Source organism: Lentzea sp. NBRC 102530, assembly GCF_030269365.1.
In the GTDB taxonomy this organism is placed as follows: Bacteria; Actinomycetota; Actinomycetes; order Mycobacteriales; family Pseudonocardiaceae; genus Lentzea.
On sequence record NZ_BSTF01000001.1, the window covers coordinates 271,848 to 295,941 of the forward strand.

Annotated in this window: 24 protein-coding genes; 14 read left to right on the plus strand and 10 right to left on the minus strand. The window is 70.8% G+C overall.

From position 1 onward, the window contains the following. The first annotated feature begins 109 nt into the window (after positions 1-109). The 5 genes from QSK25_RS01305 to QSK25_RS01325 all read left to right on the plus strand — a co-directional run bounded on the left by QSK25_RS01305 (position 110) and on the right by QSK25_RS01325 (position 6,239). Positions 110-2,815 carry an arabinosyltransferase domain-containing protein gene (locus QSK25_RS01305; RefSeq protein WP_285631193.1) on the plus strand — a complete coding sequence of 902 codons (2,706 nt, stop codon included), beginning with the start codon at positions 110-112 and terminating at the stop codon, positions 2,813-2,815. Continuing rightward, positions 2,812-3,315 carry a phosphatase PAP2 family protein gene (locus QSK25_RS01310; protein WP_285631197.1) on the plus strand — a complete coding sequence of 168 codons (504 nt, stop codon included), beginning with the start codon at positions 2,812-2,814 and terminating at the stop codon, positions 3,313-3,315. The genes QSK25_RS01305 and QSK25_RS01310 overlap by 4 nt, the downstream gene beginning before the upstream one ends. Next, positions 3,312-4,202 (plus strand): decaprenyl-phosphate phosphoribosyltransferase, encoded by an 891-nt coding sequence (locus QSK25_RS01315; RefSeq protein WP_285631200.1) that lies wholly within the window; start codon positions 3,312-3,314, stop codon positions 4,200-4,202. Before QSK25_RS01310 ends, QSK25_RS01315 begins: the two co-directional genes overlap by 4 nt. A gap of 293 nt (positions 4,203-4,495) precedes the next feature. Then, entirely contained in the window at positions 4,496-4,873 is a 378-nt protein-coding gene (locus QSK25_RS01320) for a hypothetical protein (RefSeq protein ID WP_285631203.1), read from the plus strand. Positions 4,874-4,880: 7 nt separating this feature from the next. Beyond that, on the plus strand, positions 4,881-6,239 hold the full coding sequence (locus QSK25_RS01325; protein WP_285631206.1) for a DMT family transporter: 1,359 nt from the start codon (positions 4,881-4,883) through the stop codon (positions 6,237-6,239). A gap of 15 nt (positions 6,240-6,254) precedes the next feature. Here QSK25_RS01325 and QSK25_RS01330 read toward each other — a convergent pair whose 3' ends face one another. Both QSK25_RS01330 and QSK25_RS01335 read right to left on the minus strand, forming a co-directional pair. After that, on the minus strand, positions 6,255-7,004 hold the full coding sequence (locus QSK25_RS01330; RefSeq protein WP_285631209.1) for an SDR family NAD(P)-dependent oxidoreductase: 750 nt from the start codon (positions 7,002-7,004) through the stop codon (positions 6,255-6,257). 112 nt (positions 7,005-7,116) lie between these two features. After that, positions 7,117-8,301, minus strand: a complete 1,185-nt coding sequence (locus QSK25_RS01335) for a hypothetical protein (RefSeq protein WP_285631212.1) — start codon at positions 8,299-8,301, stop codon at positions 7,117-7,119. 745 nt (positions 8,302-9,046) lie between these two features. Here QSK25_RS01335 and QSK25_RS01340 point away from each other — a divergent pair. Continuing rightward, entirely contained in the window at positions 9,047-9,364 is a 318-nt protein-coding gene (locus QSK25_RS01340) for a hypothetical protein (protein ID WP_285631214.1), read from the plus strand. Between the two features lie 54 nt (positions 9,365-9,418). Here the strand turns inward: QSK25_RS01340 and QSK25_RS01345 are convergent, their stop codons facing one another. After that, complete coding sequence (locus tag QSK25_RS01345) at positions 9,419-9,970, minus strand: DivIVA domain-containing protein (RefSeq protein WP_285631217.1); 552 nt, start codon at positions 9,968-9,970, stop codon at positions 9,419-9,421. A gap of 96 nt (positions 9,971-10,066) precedes the next feature. On the opposite strand from QSK25_RS01345, the gene QSK25_RS01350 reads away from it, so the two are divergent. The 4 genes from QSK25_RS01350 (at position 10,067) to QSK25_RS01365 (ending at position 14,467) form a co-directional block, all read left to right on the plus strand. Further along, complete coding sequence (locus QSK25_RS01350; protein ID WP_285631219.1) at positions 10,067-10,435, plus strand: YchJ family protein; 369 nt, start codon at positions 10,067-10,069, stop codon at positions 10,433-10,435. Further along, positions 10,432-11,109 carry a hypothetical protein gene (locus QSK25_RS01355; RefSeq protein WP_285631221.1) on the plus strand — a complete coding sequence of 226 codons (678 nt, stop codon included), beginning with the start codon at positions 10,432-10,434 and terminating at the stop codon, positions 11,107-11,109. The genes QSK25_RS01350 and QSK25_RS01355 overlap by 4 nt, the downstream gene beginning before the upstream one ends. A gap of 116 nt (positions 11,110-11,225) precedes the next feature. After that, entirely contained in the window at positions 11,226-13,622 is a 2,397-nt protein-coding gene (locus QSK25_RS01360) for a hypothetical protein (protein ID WP_285631224.1), read from the plus strand. 56 nt (positions 13,623-13,678) lie between these two features. Next, the gene (locus tag QSK25_RS01365; RefSeq protein ID WP_285631227.1) at positions 13,679-14,467 is read left to right on the plus strand and encodes a carboxylesterase family protein; all 789 of its coding nucleotides are present in this window, start codon (positions 13,679-13,681) and stop codon (positions 14,465-14,467) included. Positions 14,468-14,641: 174 nt separating this feature from the next. Here the strand turns inward: QSK25_RS01365 and QSK25_RS01370 are convergent, their stop codons facing one another. Beyond that, a complete protein-coding gene (locus QSK25_RS01370; protein WP_285631230.1) occupies positions 14,642-15,646 on the minus strand; it encodes a GDSL-type esterase/lipase family protein in 1,005 nt (334 codons plus the stop codon). A gap of 81 nt (positions 15,647-15,727) precedes the next feature. On the opposite strand from QSK25_RS01370, the gene QSK25_RS01375 reads away from it, so the two are divergent. Together QSK25_RS01375 and QSK25_RS01380 are read left to right on the plus strand one after the other, a co-directional pair. After that, entirely contained in the window at positions 15,728-16,690 is a 963-nt protein-coding gene (locus QSK25_RS01375; RefSeq protein WP_285631233.1) for a GlxA family transcriptional regulator, read from the plus strand. Further along, positions 16,690-17,310, plus strand: coding sequence for a DJ-1/PfpI family protein (locus QSK25_RS01380; RefSeq protein ID WP_285631235.1), 621 nt, complete (start codon positions 16,690-16,692; stop codon positions 17,308-17,310). Before QSK25_RS01375 ends, QSK25_RS01380 begins: the two co-directional genes overlap by 1 nt. Here the strand turns inward: QSK25_RS01380 and QSK25_RS01385 are convergent. Beyond that, the gene (locus QSK25_RS01385) at positions 17,296-17,940 is read right to left on the minus strand and encodes a response regulator (protein WP_285631238.1); all 645 of its coding nucleotides are present in this window, start codon (positions 17,938-17,940) and stop codon (positions 17,296-17,298) included. The genes QSK25_RS01380 and QSK25_RS01385 overlap by 15 nt on opposite strands. Then, a complete protein-coding gene (locus tag QSK25_RS01390; RefSeq protein ID WP_285631241.1) occupies positions 17,937-18,986 on the minus strand; it encodes a sensor histidine kinase in 1,050 nt (349 codons plus the stop codon). Before QSK25_RS01390 ends, QSK25_RS01385 begins: the two co-directional genes overlap by 4 nt. A gap of 99 nt (positions 18,987-19,085) precedes the next feature. Between QSK25_RS01390 and QSK25_RS01395 the strand changes: the two genes are divergently transcribed. Further along, on the plus strand, positions 19,086-19,946 hold the full coding sequence (locus QSK25_RS01395) for an ABC transporter ATP-binding protein (protein ID WP_285631244.1): 861 nt from the start codon (positions 19,086-19,088) through the stop codon (positions 19,944-19,946). After that, positions 19,946-20,761: an ABC transporter permease subunit gene (locus QSK25_RS01400; protein ID WP_285631247.1), complete on the plus strand. Its 816-nt coding sequence runs from the start codon at positions 19,946-19,948 to the stop codon at positions 20,759-20,761. Before QSK25_RS01395 ends, QSK25_RS01400 begins: the two co-directional genes overlap by 1 nt. A gap of 383 nt (positions 20,762-21,144) precedes the next feature. On the opposite strand, the gene QSK25_RS01405 is transcribed toward QSK25_RS01400, so the two are convergent. The 4 genes from QSK25_RS01405 to QSK25_RS01420 are packed head-to-tail and all read right to left on the minus strand — an operon-like array spanning position 21,145 to position 24,072. After that, positions 21,145-22,191, minus strand: coding sequence for a molybdopterin-dependent oxidoreductase (locus QSK25_RS01405; RefSeq protein WP_285631250.1), 1,047 nt, complete (start codon positions 22,189-22,191; stop codon positions 21,145-21,147). After that, complete coding sequence (locus tag QSK25_RS01410; RefSeq protein ID WP_285632943.1) at positions 22,188-22,784, minus strand: methyltransferase; 597 nt, start codon at positions 22,782-22,784, stop codon at positions 22,188-22,190. The genes QSK25_RS01405 and QSK25_RS01410 overlap by 4 nt, the downstream gene beginning before the upstream one ends. Further along, a complete protein-coding gene (locus QSK25_RS01415) occupies positions 22,784-23,437 on the minus strand; it encodes a TIGR04282 family arsenosugar biosynthesis glycosyltransferase (protein WP_285631253.1) in 654 nt (217 codons plus the stop codon). Before QSK25_RS01415 ends, QSK25_RS01410 begins: the two co-directional genes overlap by 1 nt. Continuing rightward, positions 23,434-24,072: a glycosyltransferase family 2 protein gene (locus QSK25_RS01420; protein WP_285631257.1), complete on the minus strand. Its 639-nt coding sequence runs from the start codon at positions 24,070-24,072 to the stop codon at positions 23,434-23,436. The genes QSK25_RS01415 and QSK25_RS01420 overlap by 4 nt, the downstream gene beginning before the upstream one ends. Positions 24,073-24,094: the final 22 nt, after the last annotated feature.

Here is a 24,094-nt window from a genome sequence, read left to right on the forward strand (position 1 = left end):
GCTCGCTAGCTTCTGACGCCTCGCCCATCCGCACCCCCTAGGACATCGGCGCGTGACGACACAAACGATTCCGCTAGCCCCTGAAGCGCCTGCCCCTGCCACCACGCCCGTGCGGAGGACGAGACGGCTGAAGGTCGCCGCCCTCGTGTCCGGCGCGCTCACCGTGCTGTTCGCGGCGCTGATGCCGCTCGCGCCCGTGACGATCAACGACCCGGTCGTGACCTGGCCGGAAAGCGCTTCCACAGCGCCGCGGTCCACGATGCTCCCGCTGAGCGCCTACCGTCCGTTCGAGGTGGACGCGCGCTTCGGCTGCGACACCGTGCGCGCGGCGCAGGCCAGTGGTGGCGTGGTGTTCGCGACGATCACGCCCACGGCCCCCGCGCGTGGCCTGGTGGTGCAGGCGGAGAACGGCCGCCTGCTGATCAGCGGCGTCGCGACGCTGGACGAGCCGGTGCCCGCCGGATCGTGCGCGTACGAGATCCGCGGTGACCGCGATGGGCTGAGCATCCTGCGCGACGGCCGGGAGATCGGTCGTGCGCCCATGCCGGACGTGCACGTGCTGGCGACCACGATCACCGTGCCGGGCACCGACCTGTCCGTGCGGATCAGGGTCGACGACCAGTTCAGCACCAGCCCGTCGGTGTGGAAGACCGTGCTGGTGGTGTTGCTGGCGCTGTCCACGGTGACGGCCTTCGCCTGCCTCGTGCTCATGGACCGGCGCGTGACCCGTGAGCCGTCCAGGTTCCGGTGGCGGCTGAGCCTCGTCGACCTGGTCGTGCCCGCGATCATGCTGGCCTGGCTGTTCCTGGCACCGATGTCCGACGACGACGGCTACTACAGCGCGATGGCCAGGAACGTGCCGTTCGAGGGGTACGTCGGCAACTACTACCAGATCCTCAACCAGGGCTTCACGCCGTTCTCCTGGTTCTACTACTTCCTGGCGAAGTGGCAGGTCTTCGGGTTCGCGCCGGTCGTGCTGCGGATCCCCGCGCTGCTGTTCGGGCTGGTCACCTGGTTCGCCGCACGTCGTTACGTGTCGGGGAAGTTCAGCGGCGTCGTGCTCGGGGCCGCGTTCCTCGCCTGGTGGCTGCCGCTGGACATGGGCGTGCGTCCTGAGGGCGTCGTGACCATGTGCGGCCTGCTCACCCTGCTCGCGGTGACGGCCGCCGTCGAACGGCAGCGGCTCGCGTGGCTCGGCGCGGCCGTCGGCGTCGCGGGCATCGGGTTCTTCGCCCACCCCACGGGTTTCACGACGCTCGCGCCGCTGATCGCGGGCCTGCCGTTCATCTGGAAACTGCTCGCCGAGGACGCCGGCTGGCGCACGATCGTGGCCAGGGTCCTCGCCGTGCTCTCTCCCGGCGCGATCGCGGTGATCATGGCGTTCAGCGACGGCAGCCTGCGCGACTTCCTGTACGCGCAGGAGATCTTCAAGAAGATGGCGGGCTCGGAGACCTGGTACACCGAGTTCGCGCGGTGGGTGTTCCTGCTGAACCAGGGCGACGCCATGGCGAACTACGCCAAGCGCGCGCCCGTGCTGCTGTGCGTGGTGGCGCTGATCTGGTTCGTCGTGCTGGTCACGGCCGCGCGGGCCCGCCGGATCGAGGTGCCGTCACGGCTCGCGCTGGCGGGCTGGTCGACGCTGTTCGCGTTCTTCCTGCTGTGGTTCACGCCGAGCAAGTGGACGCACCACTTCGGCAGCCTCGCGGGGATCGGGTCGGTGTTCCTCGCCTTGATGCTGCTGGCTTTCGTACCGCTGGTGCGTGAGCTGACCACCGACCGCAAGCTGTCCGTGCCGGTGCTCTTCGGCGGTGTCGTCAGCGTCGTGGTGATGATGGGACTCGCGGGGCACGGCGCCAACCTGTGGCCCTACTCGTGGCACCTGGGGCTGCCCTCCGCGGGCGTGCCGCCGCACGTGTCGGTGCTCAAGTTCGACAAGCCCTACTGGTGGTTGCTGCTGATCGTCGTCGTCGCGGTCGTGTTGTACCGGCGGGGCAAGGGATCGCTCGCGCCGGTGATCGCGATCCCGGTCGTGGTCGTGCTCTTCTTCGCCGCCAACGTCACCTACCTGGTGGGCGGGTTCGCCGTCGCCACCGCGCGCACGCTGGACACCTGGTCGCCGTGGGCCGCCAACGTGCAGGACCCGCTGGCGGAGAAGTGCGTCGCGGCGGACGGGATCGAGGTGGCCACACCGCAGGCGCTGGTTCCGCTGCCGGACAGGTGGTTCGCGATCCAGACCGGCCCGATCGCGACCGTCGTCACCGGCAAGCCCGCATCGATCACCTACGAGTACGCGACGTCGAACGCCGAGGTGCTCTCGGGCGGCAAGATCACCGACACCGTCGACAGCACCCTGCGGCGCACCCTCGTGCTGCCGCCGGCTCCGTCCGGCGCGACGCAGGTGCGGCTCACCGGCGACGGCGAGTTCTCGGCGCCCGCCGCGCAGAAGTACGTGCCGTTGCGGGAGTTCCTGCCCCGTGAGGCGGCCGTCGGGGTGGCGTGGCAGTTCGCGTTCCTGTTCCCCTGCCAGCGCCAGCCGCGCGTGCAGGACGGCGTGATCGAACCGATCTCGTACGCCGTGCAGTGGGGCGACTCGCCGTGGCTCGGCCTGAGCGACGCGACCTGGCAACCGGTGCGCGGGGCGTTGTTCGGTGACGTCCTGACCACGCACGAGGTCACCGCGCTGCCCGCGCGGCTGCGGGACTTCGCCGGCCCGCACCCGATCCAGGTCTACCGGACCACCCCGCTCTACGAGACCGGTGGCTACACCACCACCCACGACCGCCAGACCCGCATGGGTTGGGAAGGGCCACGATGAGCGAACGTGAAGCGGAGGCGTTGGTCGTCGTGCAGACGGCCCTGGCGAAACCTCCGGTGGTGCGGGCAGCGCGCCTGATGTCGTTCTTCGGCGAGCACAGCGCCGGGTGGGTGCTGCTCGGCGTCGCCGGTGCGCTGGTGGACCGCCGCCGACGTCCTGAGTGGACGGTCGCCGCGGCCTCGGTGGTCGCCGCGCACGCGACGTCGATCGTGGTGAAGCGGGTGGTGCGACGGAAACGGCCGCACCACGCGGAGGTCCAGGTGCTCGCGGGGACACCGAGCCGGCTGAGCTTCCCGTCCTCGCACGCCACCTCCACCACGGCCGCAGCGATCGCCTACGGCGCGCTGACGAACCAGCCGCTGGTGCCGTTGCTGGTGCCGCCGATGATGGTCAGCAGGCTGGTGCTGGGCGTGCACTACCCGACCGACGTGCTGGCCGGTGCCGTGCTGGGGGCCGCCGTGGCCCGCGGTGTGCGGCGTGTCGTGTGGGGCCGGCGATGACCGTGGCGACCGAGACGCGACCTTCCCTGCTGCGCGGCCTCGTCAAGACGGCCAGGCCGCACCAGTGGGTCAAGAACGTGCTGGTGCTGGCCGCTCCCTTCGCGTCCAGCCGGATCGCGGAACCCGTCGTGCTGCGGTCCGCCGCCCTTGCCTTCGTGGCGTTCTGCTGCGCGGCCTCGGCGGTGTACCTGGTCAACGACGCGAAGGACGTCGAGGCCGACCGCGAGCACCCGAAGAAGCGCACCCGGCCGATCGCGGCGGGCGTGGTGCCCGTGCCGGTCGCGTTCGTCACCGCCGGGGTGCTGATGGCGGCGGCGCTGGCCGTCGGCGCGGTGGCGAGCTGGCAGCTGCTGGTGCTGATGGCCGTGTACCTGGCCGTGCAGCTCGGGTACTGCTTCGGCCTGAAGCACCAGCCCGTGCTCGAGCTGTGCATCGTCGCGTCCGGGTTCCTGATGCGCGCCATCGCGGGCGGGCTGGGCGCCGGCATCGTGCCCAGCCAGTGGTTCCTGCTCGTGACGGCGTTCGGCTCGTTGTTCATGGTGGCGGGCAAGCGGTACGCGGAGATCACGCTGTTCCACGCCACCGGCGCCGCGATCCGGCACTCGCTGACCCGCTACTCGGAGACCTACCTGCGGTTCGTGTGGGCCACCTCCGCGGCCGTCATGAACATGACCTACGGCCTGTGGGCGTTCGAACTCGGCCAGCGCACGGGTAGCCCGTGGGCCGCGCTGTCCATGATCCCGTTCGTCATCGCGGTGCTGCGCTACGCCGTCGACGTGGACAGCGGCAAGGCGGGCGCGCCGGACGACCTCGCGCGTTCCGACCGGGTCCTGCAGTCGCTCGGCCTCGCCTGGGTGGTGACCGTCGCGCTGGCCATCTACGTGTGACCTGCCGAGACGGTGTGGGAACGCTCTCACCCGGAGGGCGGTTGTGACGCGCGGTGGGGCTCGACGCCTACGCCGGCACCGTGACCATGCGCGGGCTAGTCCTGAGCTGATCACGCCGTGAATGCAACAGATTCAGGCGGTCATGCGTCCGAGCAGTGGAGCGTGCTGGACGCGACGTGAACCGATCACCGGATGTGTGCCTGGTGAAGTGGAAACGTTGCCCTCCAACACGGTGACGTGATCTCGTGGACGGCCCGCGGCACTGCCGCGCGGGCGGGAGGGGGAGGAATTACGTGATCGACATCCTCAACACGGTCGTCGCAGCACTGGCCGCGGGCGCGGCGGTGGGGTTCAGCGACACCGCGTCGACGGCGGTGAAGGACAGCTACGGCGTCGTGAAGAACTCCGTGAGCGGACTGCTCCGCCGCAGGGGCGCCGCGAATGACGCGGAGGTGGAAGAACTGCTGGCCGACCCGGAGAACAACCGCGAGGCGCTGGCCGCCGCGTTGGCTGACGCCGACGACACCGAACGGGACCAGCTGAAGGTGGCGGCGGAACGCGTGACCGGGTCGGTGCGCGTCGAGCAGGGGAACGTCCTGGTCTACAAGAGCCCGGGATCGGCCGTTGGTCCCAGCGCCAACATCACCAACATCAACTTCACGCCCCGCTGAGCAGGGGATGACCGACGAGCTGGAGTCGGGAGCGCCTTCGCCCGACCCGCCCTCCGCAAACCTCTACGGGAGCCACGGCTCAGCCACCGGGCCCAACTCCGTGGTGATCAACATCAATGGTGTCTCCGAGCAGCTCTTCGGAATGAGCCACGACGAGCTCCTCGTCAAGTTCGTCCTGACCCAGGAAAACCTGGTCGACGAGCTGCGAGAGGGCAAGGAGAGCCAGCGACTCATCGCCGAGCAGAAGCGTGAGATCGAGCGTCTGCAGGACCAGTTGGGGAAGGTGCGGGGTCTTGTGCCCTCCCTGGTGGACCTGTACCGCTCGCTGGGGCACGACAAGATCGAGAAGGAAAGTCGGCGTGCCGCGCTTCGCGTTCAGTTCGATCAGGCTCTGGACGACCGCGACAGCCTCAAGGCCGAGTTGGACCGGCTCGACAGCTATCTGAAGGCGATAGAGGTCCAACGGGTCGACGTGTTGCGCGTGGTGCGTGAAACGGATGTCGAGCAGCAGATCGGGCAGAACATCCTCGACGTGTTCCTGATGCGGTTGCAGGTGCTCACCGGGATGCGGATCGGCTCGGAGCAGCGCGTGCGCGAGGTGACCACGGCGGCGTTCTCGATGTCCGGCCGCTCGGCCGACGGAGAGGACCTGATCGCCTACGCCGGCCGAATCCTGGCTGAGGCGGCCGAGATCCTCGAGGAAGCCCACAAGTTGATGAAAGAGCTGGCCCTGGAGCTCTACCGGGCTGTTGCGCCGGGAGAGAAGAGCGAGGAGCAGTTGGCTCGCGTGAGGCAGCTCGAGGGCGAAATCGCCACCATTCGCAGACGGCACGAGGCGTTCCAGGAGAAGGTCAAGGCTCAAGAACTCAAACACGAGAGAGAACTCTCCAAGCGGGAGCGAGAGCTCGCGAAGCAGAAGCGGGGAACCCCCGACCCCGTACGGGTGTTGCGTGAGGGAACCAGCGGCCTGCTGCCCGGCCTCGGGCTGTTCCTGCTCGGCGTCGTCATCCGCGAGGTGTCGAAGCTGGCGCCGTTGTCGCAGACCCAGCAGTGGGTGTTCGTCACCCTCGCGCTGCTCTTCGCCGTCGCGCCGATCGCGGTGTTGCTCAAGTGGTCCGCGTCGGCCGACAGCTCGGCTCAGATCGCGGTGGCCGCGCTGGGGGCGTTCTGCGTCGTCGCCGGCAACTTCAGCTGGCTGGTGGCCGCGGTGTTCGGACTGGTCGCACTGGCGTCTGTGGTGAGCACCAGGAAGTTCGGTCCGGGGTTCGCGCTCGCGCTGATCGGTGCGCTGGTCGTCAGCGCGGCGCTGCCCGGTGTGATGTGGTGGTCCTGGAGCGGTTTCGACTGGTTGGCTCGTGTGCTGTGACTCGCGCCGAGTCGCTTAGAGGCCGAAGCCGCCCGACACCTCGACGTTCTGCGCCGTGATCCACCGCCCGTCCGCCCCCGCCAGCGCCGCGATCGCCACCGCCACGTCCTCGGGTTCCCCGACCCGGCCCAGTGCGGTGTTCGCGGCCAGTGCGGGAATCACCTCCGGGTACTTCTCGAACGCGTCACCGCCCAGCCGCGTCCGGGTGGCGCCGGGGGAGACGGAGTTGACCCGGATGCCGCGCGGGCTGAGTTCCTTGGCCAGGTACCGGGTGAGCACGACCAGCGCGCCCTTCATGCTGGCGTAGGCCGAGTAGCCGGGCTCCGCCGTCTCGGTCGAGCTGCTCGTGGTGTTGATGACCACGCCGCCGTTCGCGAGCAGGGGGAGCAGGGTCTGGGTGAGGAAGAACGGGCCCTTGAGCAGCACGCGGTAGAGCCGGTCGAACAGCTCCTCGCTCAGGTCCGGGAACAGGGCCGTCTCGGCGAAGCCCGCGTTGTTCACGAGCACGTCGAACGAGTCCGTGCCCCAGCCGCGCAACACCTCGGCGACCTCGTCGCGGAACGCCGCGAAGGTGTCGCTGCGGCCGACGTCGAGGTGCAGGGCGGTGGCCTTGCCGCCGTTCTGCTCGATCAGGTCGACGGCCTGCTTGGCGCCGGCCTCGTTGGAGCTGTAGGTGAGGATCACCTCGAAGCCGCGCCCGGCGAGTTCGACGGCCGTGGCCCCGCCGATGCCGGAGCTGCTGCCGGTGACGATCGCTGCTGACATGTTCCTGCCGCCTCACTGGTTCGCTCGAACTTCCGATGAACCAATAAGACCAGCCCTAGACCCGAAGGCGAGAGATCGAAGCTCTCGCCTTCTTGCCTGATCCTCCCGCTGTTCAGACCATGCGGCTCTCCAGCGCACGGAGCTCGGCGATCACGCGGTTCGCCGCGTCCGGGTCGGTCATGTCGCGGTGCGGGAGCGTGAAGATCTGCAGGAACACGGTCTCGCCGTTCAACACGTTCTCGTTGTGCCGGACGCTGGGCGTGAGCACGACCTGTCCGGAAGCGCGGGCCTGCTCGGGAACGGTGGCGCCGAGCCGGTCCTCGGCCTCGGCCTCCTCGAGCAGCCTCCGCACGAACCGCTCCAGGAACTGGTGTGCGTGCAGGAGCGGTGCGACGGCCTCCGCCGAGGGCAGGGTGCCGTGCTGCACGAGGGCGTTCAGCTGGCCGGTGGGGTCGTCGATGCCCCCGGCCTCGAGGCCCTGGTCGTAGCGGCTCAGGATGAACGCCCTCAGGTGGACGGTGATCCACCTGGTCACCGCCCGGTACGACGGCTGGGCCGGCGCGGCCAGGATCCTCGGCACGGGCGCTCCGGGGCGCTGCTCGACGTTGAGCAGGCGGACGCACGAGTTGAAGTCGGCGTGCATGATGCCGTGCGCGTCGAGCCAGGCGGCGGTGACGGCCATGTGGTTCGCGCTGCGGGTGCCGGCCAGCGCCAGCTCGGTGCTCAGGGCGCGCCACCTGCGCTCCTGCTGGCCCGCCTCGCTCAGCTGGGCGATCCGGGTCTGCGTCGCGACGAGCTGCACGCGCTGGCTCTCGACCACCGCGGCACGGTCCGCGAGTTCGGCGTTGAGCCGGACGATCTCCCTGCGCAACAGCAGGATCATGCCCTCCGTGTCGGGTGCGGGGTGCTCGCCGGTCAGTCGCACGTACTCCGTGCCGAGGCGTTCCTCGACGGCCTCGCGGTCGTGCTCGACGGTGCCTCTGACGATCCACGCGACCATCGACCAGGACGGCAGGTGCTTGGCCGTGCAGTTGAGCGACTCGTACAGCGCGTTCTTGACCGTGTTGAACCTGCGGCGGGCCCAGGCGGGCTGATCGTCCTGCTCCTGCAGCCACGTGACGAACCGGATGACGCTGTTGCGGGTCGGGTGCTCGCGCAGGATCCGGCACACCTCGATGACGAACTCCTTCTCGTCCGTCCCGAGCGGGCACTCCTCCTTGAAGTCTCCGAGCTCCTGGGGGAGCCGGGGTCCCGGCGTGCCGGGCCGCTTCGTCCCGTCGCCCGCGTGCTTGGCCATGAGTGGTTCGTGGTTCCTTTGCTCCCCGACGAAGCTGGCAGAGTCTCACCTGAACGGGTGACGTTGGGGCACACCGGTGTTCGACAACGCCCGGAAGAGATGGCGGTCCGGGTCGAATCCGGCTGTGGTCGCGCTTTCGCGGTCGTGACGTGCGGCTTTTCTGTTCGCCCTGCGACGAATTGCCGGGTGGCACGGGGATGGGCGCGCGGCGAATTCACTCGAAAAGCGGAGCCCTGGGTTCGCAGCCGTGGGCTCCGCTCTCGGTGAGATTCCGATGTCCGTCCTGAGTCATGAGGAGTCGCGGCATCGGGGAATTTCTTGCGATCCGTACATTCCAGGGTCTTCCTGCTGTCGTGCAAGTGCTGTCACTCGTTCGGTGGGCCGCAGGTCGCGGCCTGTGCTGGCAGGCCGCGGCGGGTGCGTGCCATTCCCTGCGGGCGGGACTGGGCCGGGAATGTTCGGAAATCGGGACAATCCTCGGAGTCCATTGCCTGCGGAAAGCCTGCTGGTGTTGTTTGCTCGGCCGGCGCGCACGTTCGTGCTGTCATGGTCGGGCCTGGTGGATACTCGCCTTCAGGTCGTCATCCGGTGGATCGCAGCCCGCCGGATGAATGTCCGGTCCTGAGTCACGTTGTTTGTCGAGGAGTCGGTCGAAATGTTTCATCTGAAGCGAGACAAATCGAGTGATCCGCATCACATCAGCGCAACCGGAGGTAGGAGGGAACTTCCCGTCAAGCCACGACGGGTGTTCAAGAAGAAGCGGGCCGGCCGGACGCGGCCCGCTCCGGCCGGCGCCTGGCACGCGATCGCCGGGAGCTGGACGGCGGTGCTGAGAACCACCGCCGTCCTGGCGGTCGCGGTCCTGCTGGCCCACGTGTCCGGGGCCGCGGTGGCGGTCGGGCCGTTCGAGATCAGCGTCGCCGGGTCCTGCGAGGCTCCTCCCGCGGTGGTGCACGTGCCCGCACCGGACGGTGAGGTCGCGCCGAACGCGGGTGTCGCGGTGCGACCCGTGCCGTTCCACCGGGGAACGCGTCCGGTGAGCACCGCGGTCACGTCGGTCTAGCCGAGCCGGGAAGCGGCCGGTACCGGGCAACCTCCGGTGCCGGCCGTTCGGCGTTCACTCGATGTGCAGGCTCTGGATCTTGGCCTCGGCGACGATGCGGTCGGCCTCGTCGCGGGCCACGTTGCGCAGCTCCGCCAACGCGCGCATGGCCTCGGCGCGGCGGGCGGACATGGCCAGGCGGAAGTCCTCGCGGACCTCCTCGCGCTCGGCCGTCGCGGCCTCGTCGAGGTCACGGGCTCGCTGCTCGGCCTCGCCCACGATCATCAACGCCTTGAGCTGTGCGTCCCTGATGACGTCGCGGCGTTCCTCCTCGGCGAGGGCGACCATGCGGGCGAGCCGTTCCGGCAGGCCCTTCGGGTCTATCGGGGTGAGGCAGATGCGGTGCAGGCCGTCCTGCAGGGCCGCGTTCTCCTCCTGCACGGTGATCAGCCTGGCGGCCAGCGCCTCCGCGCGGGCTTCCGACGCGTCGCGGTCGGCGGTGACCAGGCGGAGCTCGGCCTCCAGTTCGGCGACGTAGTCGTCCACCTCGTCGCGGTCGTAGCCGCGCCAGCGCAGCCCGAACCACGTCCGCAGCGGTACGAGCTCTTGCCTGCTGTCGACGCTCACGTTCTGCCTCCTCTGCCTCCCGCGAGTCAGTCCTGCCAAGGGGTACGTACGGGGCAGTGCATCGGTTCTAACGGGATTACCAGGCACAATGTCGGCGTGAACAACAAACTGTGCCCCTGCGGCACCGGCGGGTCCTATGTGGAGTGCTGTGGAGCGCTGCACTCGGGCGCCCGCAAGGCGGCCACCGCGGAGCAGCTGATGCGGTCCCGGTACAGCGCTTTCGCGGTGCACGACGAGGACTACCTGCTGCGCACGTGGGCCACCCGGCACCGGCCGTCGAGCGCCGGGATCGACTCGACGGACCGCTGGTTGAAGCTCGAGGTGCTCGCCACGGAGAACGGCGGGCTGCTGCAGAACGAGGGCGTCGTGGAGTTCCGCGCGCACTACGTCGGCGGCGTCGTGCACGAGCGCAGCAAGTTCGTCCGGGAGAACGGCCAGTGGGTGTACCTGGAGGGTCAGGAATGAGCACCGTGAAGGTCGCGAGCAGGTTCAACGGGCCGCCCGGCATGGGCAACGGCGGATATTCGGCGGGCCTGCTCGCCGCGCACGTCGACGCCCGCGCGGTGAGCGTCCGGCTGCGCAGGCCCGTGCCGCTCGACCGCGACCTCGAGGTCGTCGACGGCGAGCTGCTCGACGGCGAGACCGTGATCGCCTCGGCCGAGCCCGCGACGCTCGACCTGGACGTACCGCGGGCGCCGACGCTGGAAGAGGCGCTCAAGGCGTCCGCGCAGGTTCCGTGGCGCGACAGGCACCCGTTCCCGACCTGCTTCGGGTGCGGCCCGGACCGCGAGGACGGCATCGCCGCGTTGCTCGGCCCACTGGAAGGCCGCAGCGAGTGGGCGGGCGTCTGGCGGCCGTCCGACGTGCTGCCGAACGACGGGGTCAGCGTGCTGCCGGAGATCGTCTGGGCCGCGCTCGACTGCCCTTCCGCGCAACCCGTCGCCCCCGACGGCGGACCGGCGTTCGTGCTCGGCACGTTCGTCGCGCAGGTCGAGAAGCCGGTGGAGCTGGGGGTGGACCACGTGCTGCTGGCGTGGGAGCTCGGCAAGGAAGGACGCAAGGCGTACTCCGCGTCCGCGATCGTCGGTCCTGACGGAGTGTGTGGACGAGCACGGGCCGTGTGGGTCTCGATCGGATGAGATCAAATAACCCGACTGGGTGAGACGGATGCGCCGCGTCTTGATAGCGTGCACGACCGTTGCCCGATTACACCGAAAGGGCGAGTGACCGGGATGGCACGGAGGTGATCAGGCGCTTGTTGGGCCGACGTGCCGCCGCCCAAGGCGAGCAGCAACCACAGATCCAGCAGACCCAGCAGAGTTCTGGCCAGAGCGTGTTCGGGGTGCAGACCATCACGAGCACCGACCAGGACCAGGATCTGTACGCCGTCGAGCAGCCCCCGGCAGCAGCGCCGCCGCCGGAGCCGGTGCCCCAGAGGACGCCCTTCGCGGCCAACCTCGTGGGCGCCACGCTCGTCGTCTCCGCTCCGGAAGGCCCGAGCCAGGGCGCCACGGGCCTCGCCCGCGCGTTGCCCGCCGACACCGGCCGGACCGTGGTCGTGGTCGACTTCCCGAGCGGTGACCAGAGCACTTTCTGGCCGCACGTCGTGACGGCGTTGCACGGCCGCGGGCCCATCCGGCTCGCGGTGTCGCACGCCGGCACGATGCGGCCGACCGCGCCCGCGCAGTGGCTCGCCGAGCAGCTGCAGGCCGAGGTCGTCGCCCCGGACGGCGTGCTGACCACCGTGCCCGGTGCCGCGTTCGTCGTCGGCACCCAGGGCTACGGCAGCTGGGTCCGGTTCCAGCCGAACGCGTCCCCGATGCCGTTCGGCCGCCGCTTCCCGGTGCCCCAGTGGGAGGCGATGGACCCGAACTCGCCGTGGCCGACGGGCGAGATCGGCATCTCCGAACCCATCCCGAGCGGCATGTGGCTGCGCGCGCAGGTGCCGCCGTTCGACCCGGCCGTCCAGGACTCGCGCCCGATCGTGGCGCTGCCGTGCCGCGACAACGTGCTGACGCTCGTCGTGGGCGGGCCCGGCCAGTCGTCGATCCCGATCGACGAGGTGTGCCGCCTGCTCACCGCGCTGCCCCAGGCGGCCCGGTCGCGCGTGCGGCTCGTCCCGTACGGCATCGACGCCGGCATCGGCAGTCTGATCGCGGACGAGATCGGCGAGCCGATCGCCATGTTCACCGGCCTCCCGATCGGCAACCTGCGCACCGGCGGTCCCGCCGTCATCGCGGTCGACCCGCGCGGCCAGCAGACCTGGCGGCCGTTCGTCACCGAGGTCCTGTGCCTGCCGAACGAGTCCGTGCCCGTCGTGTCCGGCTACCGGACGCCCGTGCAGGGCCTCACCGAGGTCTCGCCCGGCGTGTTCGCGCTCGGCGACGGCGTGGTGCTGGAGGTCGTCCCCTCGGGTCTGTGGGTGCGGGAGCAGGACGAGCCGTACAACGCGGCCGAGGTGCGCACGCAACCGTTGGACCCGGAGTGGGCGCGTCTGACCGTGGGCACGCCGGGACGCACGACTCCCGGTGCGGTCGCGGTGCACGGCGCTGCTCTCGTGGAACGCCTCGAGCCCGAGGTGCGCAAGCTGCTGCGTCTCGTGTTCTGCGACTCCAAGGTCACGGCACCGCCGCCCCCGCCGCCTCCCGCCCCCGAACCCGTGAGCACCGCCGCGCACGCGTTGTCGAGGCGTGACCCGGCGGACGGCGGCACGGGTTTCTTCACGCCCGTCACCCCGGCCGAGTCGGGCCCCGCCTACGCGTCGATCAGCGCCGGTCCGGCGATCGCGAAGGTCACCTCGCACGCGCTGGACGACCCGGATGAGGCCGCGTTCCCGTCGGACGACCCGGACTCCGCTCCGATCAGGTTCCGCGTCGACGGCCCGCTGCCCCTGCAGCCGCTGGCGATGTGGGAGGTGCCGCCGGAGGACGACGGCGAACGCGAGACGGTCGCCCGCGAGCACAGCAGTTCCGACTCCGAACGCGACACGGTCCGCCGCGCACTCGGTGAGCGGTACGGCGTGCACGCCGCGACGGTCGTCCGCCTGCTCTCCCAGCGTCCGGACGCCGAGGAGGACCCGGCCGCGTTCGAGGCCACGGTCACCGACCTCACGGCGTTGCTGGCGTGCGTGTCGCAGGACGAGGACATGGTCGTCGAGACGCTGCGCATGGGACGCCTGGGTCGCCTGCGCCCGTACGTCGCGTGCATCGTCTCGGGCCTGAACCGGCTGCCCGTGCACAGCGGCGTGGCGACCGTGTGGGGCGTCAGCGGCCCGACCGGCCCGCGCCGCTACCGCAGCGGCGACGTCCTGGTCGACCACGGCCTGGTCGACGCCATCGCGAACCCGGCGCACCGCGTCGAGGGCGTCACCGAGTACCTGATCTGGTCGGTCACCGGCCGCCGGGTCGAGGTGTCGGACCGCGTCACGGTGTCCACCGAGGAACGCGTGGTCTTCGCGCCCGGCACGCCGTTCCGGGTGCTGGCCGTCGCCGACGCCGAGGGCGACCACCCGCAGCAGGTGCTGCTGCAGGAGATGGCCGGAGCGGCGGCGGACCAGGAGATCGCGGGGATGCGCCCGAGCGTGCTCTCCCAGCTGGAACGGGCGGCCGCGAATCTGCGCGTGCTGCCGGTCTCGCACCAGGTGACGGCCTGAACCTCGGCATCCGCTACGCCGAACCCGCGGTCGGCTCGCTCCGCCTCCACCCACCGGTGGACTGCGACGGCGAGCCGACCGGCGCGTTCGGGGACTCCCACACGCTGAACGTCTGGTCCGTTGTGGACGGTCCGGCGCCGGTGCTGCTGTGGGTGCACGGCGGCGCGAACACCGTGGGCTCGTCGGCACAACCGGAGTACGCGGGCGACTTCCTGGCGTCGCTCGGGATCGTGTTCGTCAGCTGCAACTACCGGCTCGCGGAAGACGGGTACGGTGCGCTGGCAGGGGTTCGGCACAACCGGGGACTGCTCGACGTCGTCTCCGCGTTGCGGTGGGTCCACCGCAACATCGCCCGGTACGGGGGAGATCCCTACAACGTCACCGTCGCCGGCCAGTCGTCCGGAGCGCAGACGGTGGCGAGCCTGATGGTGATGCCGTCGGCCGCCGGCCTGTTCCACCGGGCGATCGTGCACAGCCTCGCCGGGCGGTTCTTCACCCCGTGCGAAGCCGCCGAGGTGCAGCGGGCCGCGGATCCGGACGTCGTGCTCTACCAGCCGATCGTCGACGGCGACACGCTGCCGCGCAGCCCGCTCGAAGGCCCGTACGACGTCGAGCTGATGGTGTGCCACACGGCCGACGAGGACGTGGAGCTGTTCCAGCGCCCCACGACGAGGCTCGCCGACGAGCACCGCGGTGCGTTCCGCTCGATCTACGCCAGGGAGCCCGCACACCACGGCGCGGACGTCCCGGACATGTTCCGCGGGGACATCGCGCGGGCGTGGGCCGCGTTCGCGCGCACGGGCGATCCCGGCTGGCCGCAGGACGAACTGAAGCTCTGGGTCTGATGCACTCGGTCAGAATTCCTGCTCGTGGTCGCGTCACTTCGCGAGCGCGTTTCACGTTGCCGGAGTGCACGCGGGGAGCTTTCGTTCGCGCTGAGCGCACGCGAGGGCCCCGCGTGCGGCAGGAAAACGTGAGGGTGGTTCAGGGGATTGTGGACGGGGCTTTCGGGGAGTTGCTCAGCTCTCGGTGGTGAGGCCGAGCGTCCCGTCCAGCTTGGGCACGCACGCCCCGTCCCGCTTCTCCGACGCCAGGAACTCGCTCAGGCACCGCGCGATCTGCTCGTGCCCGCGGGCGTTGGGGTGGAACGACTCCTGCAACGCGTGCGAGGCGCGCCGCTCGTCGCGCAGCCCTTCCCAGTCGACCGACAGCCGGGTGAACCACTCCGTCGACGGGTCGTCGCCGCCGACGCACGCCTCGTGGCCCTCACCCGCGCGGGCCAGGTCGAGGAACCGGGCGTTGACCTTGCCCGCCGCGGCGCGCAGCCCGTTCGACAGCTCCGGCACGGCCTCCTCCACGACCCACTGCAGGTCGGAGGTGCGCAACGGGCAGCCGGACAGGTTCTGCAGCGAGCGCGGCATCTTCGGTGACACCGGCGCCGCGTACGACTGCACGACCAGCTGGTAGGACGAGTCGAGGTAGCCGGAGTCGCGCATGGTCTGGCGGATGGCGTTCAGGGTGTTCTCGACCTTGGGGATCATCCGCTTGACGCGCTTGGTCCACTCGGGCGCGACCGACGACGTGCAGTCGCTGCGCTTGCCCCACGCCTCGAAGCACTTGTTGAGGATCTCGGAGAAGCGCGGGTCGTCGTTCGCGCCGATGGCCACGACGATGGCGACGACCTGGTTGGCGCCCGCGATCTGGCGCAGCCGGGGGAGCTGTTCGTTGCGCAGCTTGTCGGAGTTGGCGCCCGAGCACGCCAGGTTGATCTTCTGGTCGGCCTGGAACTCGGTCTTGAGGATCTCGGCGTCACGGGAGCGGTGGCACCAGTTGCCGCCTTCCTCGCCGTCGGTGCCGGGCTCGTAGGAGCCCGCGCCCTCGCCCGACATGGTGCTGTCGCCGAGCGCCACGACGGCGGTGCGGGTCTCGCGGTCCGGTTCCGAGGGCGGTGGGAACACGTGGTCGCTCACGACCAGCAGGATCGTGAGCAGGCCGATCGCACCGAGGAAGAGCACTTTGCGCATCGCGCACCAGTTTACGGGGGTGGCCGAATGCGAGGGAGATATGTCGTTGCCGCCCCAGCCGGGGATGGGGAAAGTGGAGGTGTGGGGAATCCGAGGGAAGTTGTCGTGGTGGGGTACGACCGCACGGCGTTGCTGGACCTGGCGGGACCGATCGAGGTGTTCGCCGCCGCCAACCACCGGGAGCAGAACTACCGGGTCACGGTCGCCACGCTGGGGGGAGGACCGTTCGTCGCGACGGCGGGCGTGCGCGTCGAGGCCGGTGCCGACCTGAGGACGCTCGACCGTCCGATCGACACGTTGCTCGTCGTGGGCGGCTGGGGGTACGACGAGGCCGCGGCCGACGCGGTGCTCACGACGAACCTGCGCCGCCTCGCGTTGCGGTCACGGCGGGTCGCGGGGGTCTGCACGGGCGCGGTGGTGCTGGCCGGAGCCGGGCTGCTCGACGGCAAACGGGCCACGACGCACTGGGCGTTCACCGGCGAACTGGAGAACCGGGGCGTCGAGGTGGAGCCGGACGCGATCTTCGTGTGCGACGGCCAGGTGGCGACGTCGGCGGGGGTGACGGCGGGCATCGACCTCGCGCTCGCCATGGTGGAGCAGGACCACGGGCCCGCACTGGCCCGCAAGATCGCGCAGTACCTGGTCGTCTTCCTGCAACGCTCCGGCGGCCAGTCGCAGTTCAGCGTCCACACGCGCGCGAAGCCGGTGAAGGACGGCTCGCTGCGCGCGTTGCTGGACGACATCCACGCCGATCCGACGCGGGAGTGGACGGTGCCGGTCATGGCCCGCAAGGCCATGATGAGCGTGCGGCACTTCGCCCGCGTGTTCTCCCGCAGCGTGGGCACCTCGCCCGCGCAGTACGTCGAACGTGCCCGCGTCGAGGCCGCCGCCGACCGGCTGGCGAGCACCGGCGACCCGCTCGACCTCGTCGCGCGCCAGTCCGGTTTCGGCTCGGCCGAGACCCTGCGACGGGCCTTCCTGCGCGTGCTCGGCGTGTCGCCGGGCAGCTACCGCGCCCGCTTCCGGACCACTGGGGTTGCCTGATGGACGCCACTTTCGTGCTCTACCCGAACATGACCGCGCTCGACTTCGTCGGCCCGTTCGAGGTGATCGCCGGCGTGCCGGTGGTCACCGCCCGGTTCGTCGCGGCGACGCTCGACCCGGTGAAGTCCGACAACGGGCTGGTCGTGACGCCGACCGACACGTTCGACTCGCTGAAGGCCACCGACATCGTCGTGGTGCCGGGGTCGGGACACTGGAAGCAACTGCTGAAGGACTCCGGCGGTGTCGTCGAGTGGCTGCGGGAGGTGCACCCGACGACGAAGTGGACGACGTCGGTGTGCACGGGCTCGACGCTGCTCGCCGAGGCCGGGCTGGTGTCGAAGGCGACGACGCACTGGGCCGCGCGCGAGGACCTGGAGGTGCGCGGGGTCGAGGTCTCGACGGACCGCGTCGTGTTCGACGGCAAGGTCGTCAGCGGTGCGGGTGTGTCGGCGGGCATCGACATGGCGCTGCGGCTGGTCGAGGCCGAGTTCGGGGAGGTGGTGGCGCAGGCCGTGCAGCTCGGCATCGAGTACGACCCGCAGCCGCCGCGGTCCTACGACTCGATCCCGCCCGAGATCGCCGCGGGACTCAGGCAGGCGTTCGCCTCAGGTCAGGCCTGACTGGACGGCGAACACCACGAGCTGGGCGCGGTCGCGTGCGCCCAGCTTCACCATCGCCCGTGAGACGTGCGTGCGGACCGTCGCGGGCGAGATGACCAGCACGGCGGCGATCTCGTCGTTGGACGCGCCGGACGCCACGTGCCGCATGATCTCCCGTTCGCGTTCGGTGAGCTTGTCGAGGTGCGGAACCGGCCGTGCGGAGGCGCCGGACGCGAACCGGTCGATCACCCGGCGCGTGACGGACGGCGAGAGCAGCGACCCGCCGTCGGCGACCACGTGCACGGCCCGCAGCAGGTCCGCCGGGTCGGAGTCCTTGACCAGGAACCCGGACGCGCCGGTGCGCAGCGCCTCGAACACGTACTCGTCGAGGTCGAACGTGGTGAGCACGACGATCTTGACATCGGCCAGCTCGGGGTTCGCGCTGACCCGCTTCAGCACCTCCAGGCCGTCCATCAGCGGCATGCGGATGTCGAGGAACACCACGTCCGGCTTGGTGGCCTGGATCAGCCCGAGCGCCTCGCGGCCGTCGGCGGCCTCGCCGGCGAACTGGACGCCGTCCTCGGTCTCGATCAACGTCCGCAGTCCCATCCGGACGAGCGGCTGGTCGTCGGCCACCACCACGCGAATCATGACGGCAACGGTATCCGGGCGATCACCGCGAACCCGTGCGCTCCGCTGACTTCGAGCGTGCCTTCCAGGGCTTCCGCGCGTGATCGCATGCCCGCGATGCCGTGGCCCTCGACGAACGCGGTGGGCGCGCCGGTGTCGGTGACGTGCACGACCAGTTCGCCGCGCACGGTGTAGACCCTGACCGCCGCCGTGACGCCGGGGTTCGAGTGCCTCAGCACGTTGGTCAGCGACTCCTGCACGATCCGGTAGACCGCGAGCTGGTGGGCCTCGGGCAGGTCGACGTCCTCGATCTCCGTCGACACCTCCAGCCCGGCCTCGCGCATCCTGGCGGCCAGGGCCGGGACGTCGGCCAGGGTGATCGTCGGGGTGAGGGGAGCGCTGCCGCGCAGGGTGTCCAGTTCGGACCGCAGGCCCTCCAGCGCTTCCTTCGAGGTGGCGCGGATGGCTTCGAGTGACGCTCTGGCCTTGGCCGGGTCCTTGTCGAGGACGTAGAGGGCGACTCCGGCCTGCATGGCGATCACGCTCAGGCCGTGTCCGACGACGTCGTGGACCTCCTGGGCGAGCCGCAGCCGTTCGGAGATCACCGCTCGTTCCCGGACGTCCACAACGGACTTCCTGCGCAACTTCACCAGCACGCCCGCCGCCGCGGGCAGCAGGATCCAGCCGGCGGACCAGGTGACCCAGGAGGTGAGCGAGTCGTTCCACCACGGCAGGATCGCCAGCGCGTAGACCAGCGCCGACGTGGCGGCGAGTTCGATGCGCGCGTACACCGCGACCGCGTACATGGCCGCGACGCCGCTCATCAGGATCGGGCCGAACGGGTAGCCCTGCGCGAGGTAGCAGGCGATGGCGACGGTGGTGATCCCGACCGTCCACAGCGGACGCGCCGAGCGGAACAGCAGACCGGCCGCCGCGACCGCGATGAGCAGGTAGGCGAGGACGTCGAGGGTCTCCGCGCCCTGCAGCCGCGCGGCGAACCGCGTGCCGCCCAGCCCGAAGAACACCAGCGCCACGCTCAGCGCGATGTCCTGCCACCTGATCCGCATGGACCTGACCATACGACCGGGCGCGTACGCAGATGTGCGTATCTTCATGACGCTCCGGAGCGGACGACCTCGCTGTCTCGTGCGGCCAGTGTTGTCGGCATGATCGTGACGACGGAGAAGCTGACGAAGCGCTACGGCGACCGCGCCGTGGTGGACGAGGTCAGTCTGTCCGTGCGGCGGGGCGAGGTCTACGGGTTCCTCGGCCCCAACGGCGCGGGCAAGACGACCACGATCCGCATGCTGCTGGGCCTGGTGAAGCCGACCAGCGGAGCTGCCCGCGTGCTGGGCGAGGCACCGGGTACGCCCAAGGCGTTGCTCAAGGTCGGGTCGCTGATCGAGGGCCCCGGCTTCTACCCCTACCTGTCCGGCCGCGACAACCTGCGCGTGCACGCGGCACGGCGCGGCGTGCGTGCCGGTGAGGTCGAGGCCGCGCTGGAACAGGTCGACCTGGTGGGCGCGGCGGGGGAGAGGTTCCGCCGCTACTCGCTCGGCATGAAGCAACGGCTCGGCGTCGCCGCGGCGTTGCTCGGGCAGCCGGAACTGCTGATCCTCGACGAGCCGACCAACGGCCTCGACCCGGCGGGCATGGCCGACATGCGCGACCTGGTGCGCGCGCTGGCCGCGCAGGGCCAGACGGTGCTGCTGTCGAGCCACCTGCTCGGTGAGGTCGAGGAGATCTGCGACCGGGTGGGCGTGATCTCCGGCGGGAAGCTGGTGGCCGAGTCGACCGTCGAGCAGTTGCGCGGCGACACCGTGCTGCTGATCCGCGCCGACCCGCTGGAGAAGGCCCTGGTCCTGATCGAGAACAGCACCCGGCACGGCGACGTGCTGCACGTGCGGGAGACGGACGCGGGTGCTCTGGTCCGCACTCTGGTGGCGGCCGACGTGGACGTGCAGGAGGTCCGGCCGCTGCGCCGGACGCTGGAAGAGGTCTTCTTCGAGATGACGGGAGCGGCGTGATGGGCAGCGTGAAGGCGGAGCTGCTGCGGCTGTGGAAGTGGCCCGCGACCTGGGTGCTGATCGGCGTGTGGCTGGTGATGACGCTGACGTTCGGCTACGTGTTCAACTACCTCGCCCTGAACGGCGGCACGAACACGCGGGACATGTCGCAGCAGCAGCTGATCAGCGCGATGCAGCCGGAGAACGTGGGCGCGGCCGTCGTGCGCGGCCTGCCGATGTTCGGTGGCGCGATCATCCTGGTGCTGGCCGCGCTGGCGGTCGGCAGCGGCTACGGCTGGGGCACCTGGAAGACCACGCTGACCGCCGGTCCGCGCCGGGTGTCGGCGATGGCGGGCACCCTGGGCGCGTTGGCGGTCGTCGTGGTCCTGCTGGTGGCGTTGACGTTCGCCGTGAACCTCAGCGCGTCGATCGTGATCGCGTCTCTGGAGGGCTGGGACTGGAGTCTTCCCGGGTGGGGCGTGTTCGAGGCGTTGGGCGCGTCACTGCTGATCGCCGCCATGTGGACGGGGTTCGGGGTGTTCCTCGGCGTCGTCACCAAGGGACCCGCGCTGGCCGTCGGGCTCGGCCTGATGTGGGCGATCGTGACGGAGAACCTGTTGCGGGGCGTGGGTTCCCTGCTCGGCCCCGTCGAGTCGCTGACCGAGGTGCTGCCCGGCGGTTCGGCCGGCAACCTCGCCGGTGCCGTCGGCGGTTCGGGCGCCCCCGGCGTGCTGAACTCGCTCAGCGGCACCACCGCCGCCCTGTTCCTCGTCGGGTACGTGGTGGTGTTCGTGGGCGCGGCGACGTTGCTGAAAGTGCGCCGCGACCTCGTATAGGGCCACCGACGCCCACACGACGGCGAGCGCGATCGCGACTCCGGTGGGGTAGTCGCGGTCGTGCAGGCCCGGGTTGACCGGACCGCTGTGCTCGCGCCAGAGCACCGGCACGGCGAGGAGCGTGAGGACGCCGCTGACCGCCAGGCCGATGCCGATGGACGGGCGTTTGACCACGAAGCCGGACAGGCCGACCAGCGGAGCGATCAGGAAGTCGTGCAGCACCACACCGCCGCCGAGCCAGAGCAGGAGTTCGAGGGTGACCTGGGGGAGCAGGAGCCACGCGCCCCAGGCACCCAGGGCCACGCCGGCCGCGCCCAGCAGGACTCTCGCGCCGAGGACGGCAGGGCGCAGGACTGGACCGTTCGCACTCGGGTTCGTGCCGCTCATGCCCGCACCTCCAGCGACGTGACCCACTTCGTCTGCAACACCCCTGGCCTGTTCGGCGCGATCAGCCGGCACGGGTAGCCGTGGTCCGGCGTCAGCTCCTCCCCGTCGAGCCGCAACGCCAGCAACGTCAACGGGTCCCGCGCGAACGCCTCCGGCAACGTCGTCGCCCGGTACAGCCCGTCGCGCTCCAGCGACTCGACCCGCACGTCCCCGCCGCTCACCAGGTCGCGCACCCGCACCCCGGTCCACGTCGCGTTCTGGCTCCACCCCTCGACGCACGCGATCGGCAGCTCGACCGTGGTCTGCGGCATCGCGCGGAGTTCCGCGAGCGAGTAGGTCCGGTCGCCCGCCTTCAGCCGCCAGTCCGCGGGCACGACGATGTTCGCGGCCTTGGCCGTCCGGTTGACCGGCAACGGCCCGTCCGACCGCCACGCCAGCACCGACACCTTGCGCAGCCACGGCACGGTGACCCCGGCCGTCGCAACGACCGCGACGCCGGTCGTGAGCGCGGTCGTCCGCAGGAAAGCCCTGCGCGACAACACGGTCCGCTCCTCGGACCGCGGTTCCAGCGTCCGGCAGACCACCGGGATCTTCACGGCGATGTGCACGAGCATCGCGCCGATCGCGATCCACGCCACCGCGTAGTGTGCCGTCGGGAAGTAGAACGACCACGGGTAGTTCTGCGCCGCGTTGAACAGCCCCGTCACGAGTTCGAAGAACGACGCCCCGAGCAGCACGAAGATCGACGCACGCTCCAGGGCGTGCGGCACGGACCTGACCAGCGGCCGTTCGAACAGCTTCGGGTAGACGCTCCACAACTTGGCCAGCAGCAACGGGACCGCCGCGACCCCGGAGATCACGTGCACCCCCTGCGTGACCCGGTAGAGGCCCGCCGGGCGGGTGGGCCACGGCCACTCGTGCTGGATGCCGTGGCTGATCAGCCCGGTGACGAAGCACAGCCCGAACGCGATGCCGAGCCACGTGCCGACCCGGCTGGTCACGCCGGGGTGGTGCGCGGGTGCCTTGAAGACGGGGAGTTTCACAGCCGCTCCCAGCACGCGAACCAGCGCCCGGCCCGTTCCACCTGCCACAGCAGGAAGAACCCGTCCGCCGCCACCGACTCCGCGTCGCTCCACGCCCACGGGAACCGCTGCCCGCAGGTGTCGGCGGTGCGCACCCTGGCCTGCCCGACCGTGAGACCGGACCCCGGCGGCTCGACCTCGACGACCACCGTCCCGCTCGGCCCGAGCAACTGCCGCACGCGCCGCAACAACGTCGCGGGATCGCCGCCGATGCCGATGTTGCCGTCGGCCAGCAGCACGTGCCGCCACCGCCCTTCTCCGGGCAGGGGACCGAAGACGTCACGCCGGACCGCGACGCCACCTCGTGCCGTGGTGCGCCGGACCGCCTCGGGCGAGACGTCGACGCCCAGCGCGTGCACGCCGCGCGCCAGCAGTGCGGTGACCAGGCGACCCGGTCCGCAGCCGACGTCGAGGGTGGGGCCGGCGCAGGCGTCGAGGAGGACGGCGTCACCGTCGTCGGCGTCGGCCTGCCAGCGGGCGACGCTGAGTTCGCGCGAGGTGACGCCGGGGAGGTCGAGCCAGCTGGGGCGCCCGCGCAGGGCCTGGTCGAACATCACGACGTCACCGCCGTGATCCCGAGCAACGTCGCGGCGAACCTGCTGTCCGGAACCTCCCGCGCCACCAGCCGCGCGTCCTCGATCGTGTCCACATCGGACAGCGTCGGCAACATCCGCACCCCGTTGCCCCGCAACCCCTCCGAGCCCCGCAACGCCTCCAGCGTCCGCACCCCGGTGTCCGCCCGCGACATCGGCACGTCCCGCAACACCGACGCCCGCAACGGGTCCCGCAGCCCGAGCGCCCACCAGCCGCCGTCCGCCGCGAACCCCAGCGCCGCCTCCCCGAACTCGGCGCACGACTCCAGCAGCGACGGCGACACCTGTGGCGTGTCCATCCCGATCTGCAGCACCGGCATCCGGAACCGCGCCACGTCGGCGTGCGCGTGCACCAGCCGTGCCGCGAACGTGTCGCCCCGCTGCGGGACCACCACGCACTCGGCCAGCGCGTCCCGGACGTCCTCGCGGCGCACCACCCCCGCCAGCGCCACCACCGGCACGGCACCCGGCGTGTCCAGGGCGGCCGACAGCGTGTCCAGCAGGGAGGCCGCCGCCACGTCCGCCGCCTCCTCCGGCGACAACGGCGGGCACAGGCGGGTCTTCACCTGGCCCGGTACCGGCGACTTGGCCATGACCAGCACGCAGAACCTCATCGCAGCACCCCCGCCATGTCCCGGGCGGCCCGCATCGTGCCGCGCACCGAACCCGACACCTTCGACCGCGTGCCCGCCGCGCGCGCCCGGTAGGTCACGTCCACCTCGTGCACGCGCCAACCGGCGGCGGCCGCGCGCACCAGGAGTTCCAGGGGATAGCCGAAGGCGCGGTCCTGGACGTCCAACGCCAGCAACGCTTCCCGCCGGCAGACGCGCAGAGGTGCGATGTCGTGCACGGCCAAACCCCTGCGCCGCAACAGGGACGCGATCACGGCGTTGCCCGCCCGCGCGTGCCACGGCCAGACGCCGGCGTGCACGGGCCTGCGCCGGCCGACCACCAGGTCCGCGTCGGCCAGCGACGCCGCCATCGCGGGAAGTTCGGCGAGGTCGAGGGAACCGTCCGCGTCGGCGAACGCCACCAGCTCGGAGGTGGCCGCCAGCAGGCCGGTGTGCACGGCGGCGCCGTAGCCGCGCCGGGGCTCGTGCACGACGAGGGCGCCGCACGCGGCGGCCACCTCGCGTGACCCGTCGGTGGACCCGTTGTCCACGACGATCGCGCGGTGACCGGGAGGCAGGGAGGCGAGGACCGCGGGCAGTGCGGCGGCCTCGTCCAGGCAGGGCAACACGACATCCATGAGGTCCACCTTGGACCACGGG